Raw genomic sequence first — 11,632 nt, forward strand, 5'->3', positions numbered from 1 at the left:
CGAGCTAGCCCAGCGTCTCGACGAAGGTCCGCGCCGCGTCCACCAGCGGAGCGGTGACCCTGATCGTGTGCTCGCCCTTCACCGCGGTGACGTATGCCGGGTCGCCCAGTTCCGCACGCACCTCACCGGGTGTGCCGAACGGGTCGCGCTCCCCCTGGACGACGTGGAGTGGGATGCCGGCCTCGAGTGGCTGACGGAGCTCGTCCGCCCGCGACACGTCGGGCTTGCCCGGAGGGTGCAGCGGGAAGGACAGGCAGAGCACCCCGTCAGCCCCCAGTTCGGCGGCGGTGCGACAACTCACGCGGGCCCCGTTGCTCTTGCCCGACAGCACGAGAGGTCCCGGGAGACGCGCGCGGCCACTCCGCAGGGACTGGACCACAGGGAGCCAGGACTCGTCCTGTGGGACGGGACGCGGCGGCATACGTCGTCCGGCAACGCCCCACGCCTGCTGGACGAGGGCCACCGCCCAGCCGGCCTCGACCAGCCCGTCGCGAACGGCCAGGAGGTCACCCCCGGTGAGGCGCCCGCTCGCGCCGTGGGTCAGGACGACCGTGCCCAGGGCGCGCGCAGGACGAACCACGTGCGCGTGCGCCGCGCCCAGGGGCGTGTCCACCTCGACGAGCCGCCGTGTCGTCACTCCGGCGCCCCGATGATCTCGCCGGTCATGGGGTCAACGACCCCGCGCAACTCGGACTCGGGCAGCGGGTCGAGGAGTTGCGGACCGTTGGACCGATTGCTGCTCACGGCGCGTGACACCGGGTAGGCGGTGAACCGCCCGGGCGCGGCCGGCTGGAGGAGTTCGGCGACCTCCTCGGTGCCGGTGAGCTCGGGGTCGAGCCAGGCAGCCCACTGGGAGCTGTCGAGCACGAGTGGCTGCCGGTCATGGATACGGTCGAGGCCCGGCTCCGCCTCCGTGGTGATGATGGTGAACGTCGTCAACCACGCCGCCGGGTCCTCGTTGTCGGCGACCGCGGGATCGCGCCAGAACTCGTAGAGCCCACCGAAGGCGCAGCTCGTGCCGTCGGCACGCGACGTGAAGAACGGCTGCTTGAGCGGCTTGCCCTTGGGGTCGGTGGCAGTCGGTGACACCTGCCACTCGTACCAGCCACGTGCAGGCACGAGGCAGCGGCGACGGGCCGCGGCCTTGGCGTAGGCGGGCTTTTCGAGCACCGACTCGGACCGGGCGTTGATCATGCGCACGCCCGACTTTGGGTCCTTCGACCAGCTCGGGACAAGACCCCAGGTGAGGAGCCGGAGCTGGCGGGTCGGCGCGGCGCCGTCTGCACCCCGAGGAGTCCGCGTCAGCACGACGGGAGCCTGCTTGGTCGGAGCCATGTTGTGATCCGGCGTTCCCGCAGGGGGTGACTGTGGGTTCACGAGGACGCTGCGCGCAGGGTCGGTCGTGCGGTCGTCGTCGACCTCGAACTCGAGCGTCAGCTCGTCTGGATTGGCCGTGGCCGCGTAGCGCCCGCACATGGGGCCAATCTACGCAACGGCGACGACACCGCCCCTGGACACCGTTTGACACTCACGAACACGGATCGAGACCCACCAACTACGGTAGGAGCAGGTCCACGATCCGTTCCGACCCGTGAGGAGGACGCATGTCCCTCGTGCGTCGCATTGCCCGCCCCATGCTCGCCGCGATGTTCGTCGTGGGGGGTCTCGACCAGCTCAAGCACCCGGGAGCCAAGGCCAAGGCGGCCCGCCCGGTGCTGGACCAGGCCCCCAGGGTGGGGCTGCCCGACGACCCCGAGCTCCTCGTGCGCGCCAACGGCGTCGCGATGGTGGGCGGTGGAGCCCTCCTCGCCACGGGTCACGTGCCGCGACTGGCCTCGACGGTCCTCGCCGGAACGCTCGTTCCCACGACGCTTGCGGCCCACCCGTTCTGGAACGAGTCCGACCCGCAGGCACGTGCCAAACAGAAGATCCAGTTCCTCAAGAACCTCGGTCTCCTCGGCGGTCTGCTCCTGGCTGCGGTCGACACGGACGGCAAACCCAGCCTGGCGTGGCGGGCACGACGGGTCGGCGAGAGCGCCCAGCGGACGGTGCACACCACCAAGCGCGAAGCGCGCCACGCGGCCAAGGCAGCACGCCGTGAGGCCCGACTGAAGGCGGCCCAGGCACAGAATGCTCTCAGCTGACTGGACTTCCCCCGCTGCTGACAGGCCCATCGACGCCACCGTCGCCCTCCCCGGCAGCAAGTCCCTGACCAACCGGTTCCTCGTCCTCGCGGCGCGAGCGGGTGGGGTCTCGCGACTTCGCGCTCCCCTGCGTTCGCGGGACACGCTGCTCATGGCAGAAGCCCTGCGCCGCTTGGGTGCCCACGTCGAAGACGTCGACGGCGACGACTGGCTGGTGACCCCGGGTGAGATCTCCGGAGAGGCCTCGATCGACTGCGGCCTCGCCGGCACGGTCATGAGGTTCGTGCCACCGCTGGCGGCCATGGCCCGTGGCGCCGTCCACTTCGACGGCGACCCACATGCTCGCACCCGACCGATGGGGCCCGCGCTGGCCGCGCTGCGGACCCTCGGCGTCGACATCGACGACGACGGTCGGGGAGCCCTGCCGTTCACAATCCGCGGCACCGGGCGCGTGCGCGGCGGCTCCGTGACCATCGACGCGTCCGCGTCATCGCAGTTCATCTCGGCTCTCCTGCTCTCGGGAGCCCACTACGACGACGGTGTGACGATCCACCACGACGGCAAGCCCGTTCCCAGCCAGCCCCACATCGAGATGACCGTCGAAGCCCTCCGCGACGCCGGAGCGGACGTCGACGACTCCGACGCCAACACCTGGCGCGTCGAGCCAGGCCCACTCAACCCTCTCGACGTCCAGGTCGAGCCCGACCTCTCCAACGCGGCGCCCTTCCTTGCGGCCGCTCTCGTCACCAAGGGTCGGGTGACCGTGCCCGGGTGGCCGCAGCACACGACACAGGCCGGCGACGACATCCGCGACGTCCTGGACGAGATGGGTGCCGACGTCCACCTGGCACGCGACGGGCTGACCGTGAGCGCGCCGGACGGGTTCAGTGGGGTGGACCTCGACCTCCACGATGCGAGCGAACTGACCCCCGTCGTCGCCGCGCTGGCCGCGCTGGCGGAGGGACCGACCATCATCCGCGGCGTGGCCCACATCCGTGGTCACGAAACGGATCGGCTTGCCGCACTGGCTCAAGAGTTGGGAGCGCTGGGCGCGGACGTCACCGAGACCGAGGACGGCCTGCACATCATCCCCCGGCCCCTCTCCCCCACGGTGTTCCACACCTACGCCGACCACCGGATGGTCATGGCCGGTGCCCTCATCGGTCTGGCCGTCCCCGGCGTGGTCATCGAGGATCCCGGGACGGTCGCCAAGACCCTCCCGACGTTCACTCGGCTGTGGGCAGACATGCTCGGTGAACGAGCCGCCGAAGGACGCTCCGCCTGATGGCGCGATCCGCGAGCGACTACGACGAGTCCGACGTTCGGATTCGGCCCAACAAGCGGGGAAGTCGTCCGCGCTCCAAGGACCGCCCCGCGCACCTCGACGCCGTCCCGGCGATGGTCACCGGAGTCGATCGCGGTCGCTACACCGTAATCGTCGGGCTCGGGACCGACAACGAGCGCGTGGTGCTCGCGATGCGCGCTCGTGAACTGGGCCGCAAGGGCATCGTCGTCGGCGACGACGTGGCGCTCGTGGGCGACGTCACCGGCAGCCCCGACGCTCTGGCGCGCATCGTGCGAGTCGAGACCCGCAGAACCCTGCTGCGCCGCACGGCCGACGACACCGACCCCGTCGAGCGGGTCATTGTCGCCAACGCCGACCAGCTCGTCGTTGTCTCGGCCCTGGCCAACCCCGAACCCAGGCCGCGACTCATCGATCGCTGCCTCGTCGCGGCCTACGACGCCGGCATGGATCCGCTGCTCGCCCTGACCAAGGCCGACCTCGCCGACCCGGCTCCGTTTCTCGAGAACTACGCGCCGCTCGAAGTACCGGCGGTCATCACGGCCACCACCGACGCCGATGGCACCGACGGCCTCGATGCTGTGCGGGACGCCCTGCACGGGCGCGTGAGTGTCCTTGTGGGCCACTCGGGCGTCGGCAAATCCACCCTGGTCAACGCGCTCGTTCCGGGCGCCTACCGCGCGACGGGTGTCGTCAACGACGTCACCGGGCGAGGACGGCACACGAGCACGTCAGCCGTCGCCCTCCGGCTCCCGGACGGCGACGGGTGGGTCATCGACACCCCGGGCATCCGCTCGTTCGGGCTCGCCCATGTCGACCCGGAGCGCATCATCACGCACTTCCCCGACCTCGAAGCGGGCACAGACGAGTGCCCGCGCGGCTGCTCCCACGACGAGGAGGAGTGCGCGCTCGACACCTGGGTGGCCGAGGGGCACGCCGGCCCCGCCGGGACGTCCCGACTCGAGTCACTGCGTCGCCTGCTGCGCACCCGCCACACCCAGTCCGGAGACTGATCCCAGCTCACGGGTTCCCTTGGGGCACAACCCTTTTGCTCCCCCTGACGAAACGCTGAGGGTCCGGAGGGGATGTTCCCTCCGGACCCTCAATCATCTCCCCGCGAGGGAGCTGGGACCCAGCGTCAGACGCGCGGACCGCGCTTCTCGAGCGGTTCGTCGTCAACCGGACCGTGCGTGTTGCTCGGCCGGTCCAGCGGACCTTCGGTCTCGTCCACCGACTGCGAGCGATCCGCCGTCGCGAAGGCATCGGCCGGCATGAGGCCGCTGTCGTCGGCGAAGTCGTCGAAGTCGACGACCTCAGTGGTTGCGAACCGAGAGTCGTGCTCCACGTCGGTGACGTCCGTCGTCTCGACGATGACACGCGGCTCGGCGAAGAGGCAGGCCGAACGGTGCTCTGCCACCCCGTCGGGTCGTGCGATCAGCTCCGGGTCGTCCACCTTGCAGCGGTCCTGCGCCTTGAAGCAGCGCGTGTGGAAACGGCAGCCCGACGGCGGGTTCGCCGGGGACGGCACGTCACCGGTGAGGACGATCTGCTCACGCTTGCCGCGCATGGTCGGGTCCGGGACCGGAACCGCCGAAAGCAGGGCCTGCGTGTAGGGGTGGGTCGGACGCTGGTAGATCTCTTCCTCGGTGCCGAGCTCCACCATGCGCCCGAGGTACATGACACCGACGCGGTCGGAGATGTGCCGGACGACGGAGAGGTCGTGCGCGATGAAGATGTAGGACAGACCGAGCTCGTCCTGCAGCTTCTCCATGAGGTTGATGACCTGGGCCTGCACCGACACGTCGAGCGCGGAAACCGGCTCGTCGCAGATGAGGACCTTGGGCCGCAGCGCGATACCCCGGGCGATGCCGATGCGCTGACGCTGACCACCCGAGAACTGGTGGGGATAGCGGTTGATGTGCTCCGGGTTGAGCCCGACCATCTCGAGGAGTTCCTGAACGGCCTTCTTGCGCCCACCCTTGGGCACGACGTCCGGGTGGATCTCGAACGGCTCAGCGATGATGTCGCCGACCGTCTTGCGAGGGTTGAGCGACGTGTAGGGGTCCTGGAACACGATCTGGATGTCACGGCGAAGCTTGCGCATCGTCGAGCCGCTCTGCGAGAACATGTCGACACCGTCGAAGTTCACGGTGCCCGACGTCGGCTCCTCGAGACGCATGAGGACGCGACCGAGCGTGGACTTGCCACAACCGGACTCACCCACGATGCCGAGGGTCTCACCACGGTTCAGTTCGAACGAGACGCCGTCGACGGCCCTGACGTGACCGACGGTGCGACGCAGCACACCACCCTTGATCGGGTAGTGCTTGAACAGGTCGTCAGCCTTGAGGATGACGTCAGCCATTGAGGACCTCCTCGGCGAAGTGGCAGGCGGACTTCTGCTGACCGACGTCCCGCAGGGCGGGGACGTCAGTGCGGCAGACGTCCTGAGCCATGCGGCAACGCGGGTTGAACGCACAGCCGGCGGGGATGCGGGTGAGGTTCGGCGGAAGGCCACCGATGGCCGCCAACGTCTGGCCCTTCTGGTCCAGGCGCGGGATCGACTCGAGGAGACCCCGCGTGTACGGGTGCGCGGGGCGCGCGTACAGGTCGTCGATCCCAGCCTTGGCGACGATCCGGCCGGCGTACATCACGGCGGCGCGGTCAGCAACGTCAGCAACGACGCCCAGGTCGTGCGTGATGAGGATGAGCCCCATCTGACGCTCCTCCTGGAGCTCGGCCAGAAGGGCCATGATCTGCGCCTGGACAGTGACGTCTAGAGCGGTCGTCGGCTCGTCGGCAATGAGGACCGCCGGGTCGAGCGCGATGGCCATCGCGATCATGATGCGCTGGCGCATGCCACCCGAGAACTGGTGCGGGTACTGCTTGACCCGCTCCTTGGCTGCCGGGATGGCGACCCTCTCCATGAGTCGGACAGCCTGGGCGTAGGCATCGGACTTGTTCATGCCCCGGTGCTGCCGGAACATCTCGCCGATCTGCCACCCGACCGGGAAGGTGGGGTTCAGCGAGCTCAGCGCGTCCTGGAAGATCATCGAGATCTCCGGTCCACGCATCTTGCGGCGCTGCTCCTCGGGCATGGTGAGGAGGTCCTGACCGCAGTAGCGGATGGCGCCCGACGGGATCACGGCCGGCGGCATGTCAAGAATGCCCATGACCGCCTGCGCGGTCACCGACTTGCCTGACCCGGACTCCCCGAGGATCGCGAGCGTCTCGCCCTGGTGAAGGTCGAAGGACACGCCGTTGATCGCCTTGGCGACGCCCTCTTGGGTGTGGAACTCGACGTGGAGATCGTCCACTTCGAGCAGGCGGCCGTCGGCGTCGGGCTTGTAGTCCGACACCGGTGCCGAGGATGTGGTGGTGGTGGTCACTGGTTGCCTCTCCTGCTCATCGGGACTTCGGGTCGAAGGCGTCACGCACGGCATCGCCGAGCAGGATGAACGCCAGCACCGCGAGGCTGAGGAACAGACTCGGGAAGAGAAGGATGTGGGGGTAGGTCCGGATGGCGTTCAGCGCGTCGCTGATGGCCACGCCCCACGAGATCGCCGGCGGCGTGAGCCCGATGCCGAGGAACGACAGGGTCGCTTCCACCACGATGAAGACACCGAGGTTGATCGTCGCCACGACGATCGCGGGTGCGAGCGCGTTGGGCAGGATGTGCGACCGGATGATCCGCCACGGACTCGCTCCGAGAGCGCGAGCGGCGAGCACGTATTCGTTGGGCTTGACCTGGAGCACACTCGAGCGCATCAGGCGCGCGATCGTGGGCCAGCCGAACACCGTCAGGACGAGCACGACTTTTCCGACCACGACGAAGTAGTTCGAGTTCGCCCCGTTGGGGAAGCTCGCCATGAAGAGAATGCCGCCGAGGATCAACGGGATGGCATAGAAGATGTCAGTGATGCGCGACAGAAGCGCGTCCAGCCAACCGCCGTAGAAGCCCGCGAGAACTCCGAGGACTCCGCCCAGGAGGAGGGTCGTGAGCGAGGCCAGGATGCCCACGATGATGGAGGCCCGAGCGCCATAGATCGTCCGGGCGTAGATGTCGTAGCCCTGGGTGTCGGTCCCGAACCAGTGCTCCGCACTGGGCGTGGCGCGGACATTGTTGATGTCGCCGAATCCCGGGTCCTTGCTGGTGAAGAGGGACGGCCAGATCGCCATGAGAACGAAGACGCCGATGAGGGCGACGGAGATCCAGAACATCTTGTTCTTCTTCAGGGACCGCCACGCGTCCTGAGTCAGGGAGCGGGCCTCGCCGACGTCGTCGCCGGCAGCCCCGGGTGCAACCGTGGCGGCAATGGTGTCAGTCATGGCTGATCCTCGGGTCGAGCACGCCGTAGAGGAGGTCGACGAGCAGGTTGACGAGCAGGTACACGATCACGAGCACGGTCACCGTGGAGACGACGGCGACACCGTCACGCGAGTTGATACCTCGCCAGATGTAGCCACCCACTCCTTGGATGTTGAAGATGCGCTCGGTCACGATGGCACCGCCGAGGAGGCCACCGAAGTCGGCACCGATGAAGGTGACGACCGGAATCAGGGAGTTGCGGAGCGTGTGCACGCCCACTGCCCGGTTCTTCGTGAGGCCCTTGGCCTTCGCAGTCCGGACGTAGTCGGATCGCAGGTTCTCGACGAGGTTCGTCCTCGTGAGGCGCGCGACGTAGGCGATGGACAGGGATCCGAGAACGAAGGCCGGGAGGATCAGGGAGGAGGTCGGTGCGTCGAGACTCGGCACCGTGGCGGGGAAGATCCCCCACTTGATGCCGAAGAGGTACTGGAGGAACACCCCGATGACGAAGACCGGGATGGAGATCACGAACAGTGTGCTCACAGTGACGAGGTTGTCTATGAACCTGCCTTTTCGAACACCGGCGAGAACGCCCGCCAGAATGCCGATGACGGCCTCGAAGGCGATCGCCATGAGCGCCAGTCGACCCGTGATCGTGTAGCGCTGCGCCAAGTCCTCCTTGACGGGAATGCCGTAGTAGTTCGTCCCCAGGTCACCCTGGACGAACTTGCCGAGGTACTTCCCGTACTGGACGACCAGTGGGTCGTTGAGGTTGTGCTCCTCGCGGAACTTCGCCACGTATTCCGCCGAACAGGGCCGCTCGCCACATTTGCCGACGGTCGGGTCTCCGGGCAGGGCGAAGACCATGGCGAAAATGATGAAGGTGGCTCCCAGAATCACTGGGATCATCTGCAACAGACGCCTGACGATGTACTTGCCCATGTCACCTCCTGGGTCAGGGTCGGCCCGGTCCGCGGTGGCGGAGGGGCGGACGTCGAGACGGCATCCGCTCGTCTCGTGAAGTCTGATATGGCCTCGTGAGCCGGCCAGAACTGCAACATACCCGACGACTGATGGGTGCGAGGCGGGCTACAGCTCTGGTGGGGCGAAGGCGCCCCTGGGTCCGGGAACAGGTCCCGGCATGCTGTCGGCCTGCCGGCGGGAGCCGACAGGCCGACAGCCTGCTGAGTCGGGTCAGGTGCTCACCCGACGCGCTGGGGTCACTTCAGCGAGATACCCGCGTAGTCCGGCACACCGAACGGCGTGACCTTGACGTTGGTGACCTTGTCGGACCAACCGATGGTGGAGGTGTTGTACCAGAGCGGGATGGACGGCATGTCCTTGGCGAGGATCGCCTCGGCCTCCTGGTACAGCTTGTTCGACTCGGCAGCGTCGGTCGCCGCAGCGGCCTCGGCGAGCTTGGCGTCGAACGCCGGGTTGTTGTAGTCACCGTCGTTGGACGAGGCGCCCTTGCCGTAGATCGGCGTGAGGAAGTTCTCGATCGACGGGTAGTCCATCTGCCAACCGGTGCGGAACAGGCCCTTCATCTTGCGGTCCTGGATCTGCGAGCGGAAGGTGGAGAAGTCGACCACGGGGGTGGCGACACAGTCGACACCGAGAGCCTGCTTGATGCTGTTGCAGGTGGCCTCGGTCCACTCCTTGTGCGAGGAGTCGGCGTTGTAGGACAACGTGATCTTGCCGCCCTTGAAGCCGCCGGCTGCGTCGAGAGCAGCCTTCGCCTTGGCCGGGTCGTAGACACAGGCCTCGCCGCACACGTCGGCCTTGTAGCCGTCGACGACCGGGGAGACCCAGCCAGTCGCGGCCTCGCGGCTGCCGTTGAAGATGGCCTTGATGATGGCCTCACGGTTGATGGCCATGGAGATGGCCTTGCGGATCTCCGGACCGTAGTTCGGGTCAACCGAGGTGGGAGCAGCCGTGATCGTCTGGATGACACCCTCGGCCTGCTGGTTGTTGCGGTCCGGCAGGTCGGTCTTGTACTTGTCGTCGATCAGCGCGCTGGACGGGACCTCGTCGGTCACGTCGAGCTGGTTCGCCTGGACGTCGGCGTAGGCCGCGTTGGCGTCCTGGTAGATCTTGAACGTGATGTTGTCGACGTTGCCGGCCTTGTCGCCGCTGTAGTCGGCGAACTTGGAGAGCTTGATCTCGGCGTTCTTGGTCCACGCGTCGACCTTGTAGGGGCCTGCGCCGACCGGCTTGTCACCGAAGGTCTTCGGGTCAGCGAAGAAGGCGTCGGGCTGCGGCGAGAAGGCCGTGTAGCCGAGGCGGACCCGGAGGTTGGAGACCTTGGCGGTCGTCTTGATCGTGAACGTCGTGTCGTCGACGACCTTGAGGCCGGACATGGCCTTCGCCTTGGGCTCGGGAGCCTTCTGCGGGCCGTCCTCGCCGTCCGGGTCGGTGGACTGCAGGTCGCCGTAGCCCTCGATGGGCTCGAAGAAGTAGGAGCCGTACTGGGCGTTGGGGCCGTACGCGGTGTAGTTCCACGCGTCGACGAAGTTCTTGGCCTTGACGACGGTGCCGTCGTGGAACTTGTAGTCGGCCTTGAGCTTCACCGTGAAGTTCTGGTTGTCCGAGGTCTCGATCGACTCTGCGATGTCCATCTCGGGGGCGGCCGTGTCCACGTTGTACTTGACGAGCTTGGCCGTCACGACGTCGAGCACGTTGCCACCGCAGGTCTCGGACGTGTTGCCCGCGACCAGGGGGTTCTCGGGGTTGCAGCCGCGGACGGTGATGGAGCCGCCAGCCTTGGCGGCCGGGGTGTCAGTGCCCTCGTCGCTGCTGCCGCCACAGCCTGCGAGAAGCAGGGCTGCCGCCGAAATACCGGCAACGGCCACCGTGCGAGTGGTTCCTCGCATGGATGTCCTCCTACATGTCGATCCGTCCCAGGGAAACTGAGCGGACATCAAGTGAGAGCCAGACCCGGTCGGGTGGCCCCCGCGTGCCCATGGGAAGGCACGCGGTCCCCATGAAAGACCACAACTGCGACTCGCGCGAGATGCGTGACCCACCCGAGACCCGATTGTGACCCTTCCGAGGGGCTACGGTGACGGACGTGCCGACCTACGACGACGACCTGCGACTTGCCCACGTTCTCGCCGACGCCGTCGAGAGACTGACGGTTTCTCGCTTCCGCGCCGAGGATCTCGAGGTGGAGACCAAGCCGGATCTCACGCTGGTCAGCGACGCCGACAAGGCGGCCGAGGAGCTCGTGCGGAGCCAGCTCAAGCGGACCCGGCCACGCGACGCAGTGATCGGCGAGGAGATGGAACCGACCGGTCACGGGCCACGCCAGTGGGTCATCGACCCGATCGACGGCACCCACAACTTCGTCCGTGGTGTCCCCGTATGGGGCACCCTGATCGGCCTCATCGATGCAGGTCAGCCGGTTCTGGGCCTCGTGGCAGCACCCGCTCTCAACCGGCGCTGGTGGGCGGCCCAGGGCAGTGGCGCCTGGGCCGGCCGCAGCCTCACCTCGGCCAAGCGCATCTCCGTCTCGAAGGTCACCAAGCTCGAGGACGCGTCGTTCTCCTACAGTTCGGCGACGTCGTGGGAGGCAGTGGGCCGGCAGGAGGCCGTGCTCGACCTCGCCAGGAGTTGCTGGCGCGAGCGCGCGTACGGCGACTTCTGGTCGTACATGCTCCTCGCCGAGGGCGCCGTCGACATTGCGGCCGAGCCCGAACTCAACCTCCACGACATGGTGGCGCTCGCGCCCATCGTCACCGAGGCGGGCGGCCGCTTCACGTCGCTGAAGGGCGAGGACGGCCCGTTCGGCGGCAACGCGGTCGCCACGAACGGCCTCCTCCACGACGAGGTGCTGGCCCGGATCGGCCTCTGACGCGCCAGGCGTTCGGCGTGCGC

11 protein-coding genes are annotated in these 11,632 nt (G+C 67.7%); 4 read left to right on the plus strand and 7 right to left on the minus strand.

All coding sequences use genetic code 11. The annotated features are described in order from the left end of the window. Positions 1 to 4 precede the first annotated feature (4 nt). Both N802_RS02530 and N802_RS02535 read right to left on the minus strand, forming a co-directional pair. The gene (locus N802_RS02530) at positions 5 to 637 is read right to left on the minus strand and encodes an alpha/beta hydrolase family protein (RefSeq protein ID WP_035911544.1); all 633 of its coding nucleotides are present in this window, start codon (positions 635 to 637) and stop codon (positions 5 to 7) included. Next, entirely contained in the window at positions 634 to 1,476 is an 843-nt protein-coding gene (locus N802_RS02535) for an SOS response-associated peptidase (protein ID WP_035911546.1), read from the minus strand. The genes N802_RS02530 and N802_RS02535 overlap by 4 nt, the downstream gene beginning before the upstream one ends. Positions 1,477 to 1,604: 128 nt before the next feature. Here N802_RS02535 and N802_RS02540 point away from each other — a divergent pair, with 128 nt between their 5' ends. The 3 genes from N802_RS02540 to rsgA are packed head-to-tail and all read left to right on the plus strand — an operon-like array spanning position 1,605 to position 4,460. Further along, positions 1,605 to 2,144, plus strand: a complete 540-nt coding sequence (locus tag N802_RS02540; protein ID WP_035911550.1) for a DoxX family protein — start codon at positions 1,605 to 1,607, stop codon at positions 2,142 to 2,144. After that, positions 2,131 to 3,429: a 3-phosphoshikimate 1-carboxyvinyltransferase gene (gene aroA, locus N802_RS02545; protein ID WP_035911553.1), complete on the plus strand. Its 1,299-nt coding sequence runs from the start codon at positions 2,131 to 2,133 to the stop codon at positions 3,427 to 3,429. The genes N802_RS02540 and aroA overlap by 14 nt, the downstream gene beginning before the upstream one ends. Then, positions 3,429 to 4,460 (plus strand): ribosome small subunit-dependent GTPase A, encoded by a 1,032-nt coding sequence (rsgA, locus tag N802_RS02550; RefSeq protein WP_035911556.1) that lies wholly within the window; start codon positions 3,429 to 3,431, stop codon positions 4,458 to 4,460. Before aroA ends, rsgA begins: the two co-directional genes overlap by 1 nt. A gap of 125 nt (positions 4,461 to 4,585) precedes the next feature. Here rsgA and N802_RS02555 read toward each other — a convergent pair whose 3' ends face one another. The 5 genes from N802_RS02555 to N802_RS02575 all read right to left on the minus strand — a co-directional run bounded on the left by N802_RS02555 (position 4,586) and on the right by N802_RS02575 (position 10,629). Next, positions 4,586 to 5,812, minus strand: coding sequence for an ABC transporter ATP-binding protein (locus N802_RS02555; protein WP_035911558.1), 1,227 nt, complete (start codon positions 5,810 to 5,812; stop codon positions 4,586 to 4,588). Then, a complete protein-coding gene (locus N802_RS02560; RefSeq protein ID WP_156971244.1) occupies positions 5,805 to 6,836 on the minus strand; it encodes an ABC transporter ATP-binding protein in 1,032 nt (343 codons plus the stop codon). Before N802_RS02560 ends, N802_RS02555 begins: the two co-directional genes overlap by 8 nt. 16 nt (positions 6,837 to 6,852) lie before the next feature. Then, on the minus strand, positions 6,853 to 7,776 hold the full coding sequence (locus N802_RS02565; RefSeq protein WP_052109323.1) for an ABC transporter permease: 924 nt from the start codon (positions 7,774 to 7,776) through the stop codon (positions 6,853 to 6,855). After that, positions 7,769 to 8,698 carry an ABC transporter permease gene (locus N802_RS02570; protein ID WP_035911560.1) on the minus strand — a complete coding sequence of 310 codons (930 nt, stop codon included), beginning with the start codon at positions 8,696 to 8,698 and terminating at the stop codon, positions 7,769 to 7,771. Before N802_RS02570 ends, N802_RS02565 begins: the two co-directional genes overlap by 8 nt. 278 nt (positions 8,699 to 8,976) lie before the next feature. Continuing rightward, a complete protein-coding gene (locus tag N802_RS02575; RefSeq protein ID WP_035911563.1) occupies positions 8,977 to 10,629 on the minus strand; it encodes a peptide ABC transporter substrate-binding protein in 1,653 nt (550 codons plus the stop codon). Between the two features lie 197 nt (positions 10,630 to 10,826). Here N802_RS02575 and hisN point away from each other — a divergent pair, with 197 nt between their 5' ends. Further along, entirely contained in the window at positions 10,827 to 11,609 is a 783-nt protein-coding gene (hisN, locus tag N802_RS02580) for a histidinol-phosphatase (RefSeq protein WP_052109353.1), read from the plus strand. Positions 11,610 to 11,632 lie beyond the last annotated feature (23 nt).

This window comes from Knoellia sinensis KCTC 19936 (assembly GCF_000768705.1).
GTDB lineage: Bacteria > Actinomycetota > Actinomycetes > Actinomycetales > Dermatophilaceae > Knoellia > Knoellia sinensis.

Coding starts and splice junctions, on each gene's coding strand:
- N802_RS02535 (WP_035911546.1), bottom strand. CDS start 1,476: ATGTGCGGGCGCTACGCGGCCACGGCCAATCCAGACGAGCTGACGCTC.
- N802_RS02540 (WP_035911550.1), top strand. CDS start 1,605: ATGTCCCTCGTGCGTCGCATTGCCCGCCCCATGCTCGCCGCGATGTTC.
- aroA (WP_035911553.1), top strand. CDS start 2,131: ATGCTCTCAGCTGACTGGACTTCCCCCGCTGCTGACAGGCCCATCGAC.
- rsgA (WP_035911556.1), top strand. CDS start 3,429: ATGGCGCGATCCGCGAGCGACTACGACGAGTCCGACGTTCGGATTCGG.
- N802_RS02555 (WP_035911558.1), bottom strand. CDS start 5,812: ATGGCTGACGTCATCCTCAAGGCTGACGACCTGTTCAAGCACTACCCG.
- N802_RS02565 (WP_052109323.1), bottom strand. CDS start 7,776: ATGACTGACACCATTGCCGCCACGGTTGCACCCGGGGCTGCCGGCGAC.
- N802_RS02570 (WP_035911560.1), bottom strand. CDS start 8,698: ATGGGCAAGTACATCGTCAGGCGTCTGTTGCAGATGATCCCAGTGATT.
- N802_RS02575 (WP_035911563.1), bottom strand. CDS start 10,629: ATGCGAGGAACCACTCGCACGGTGGCCGTTGCCGGTATTTCGGCGGCA.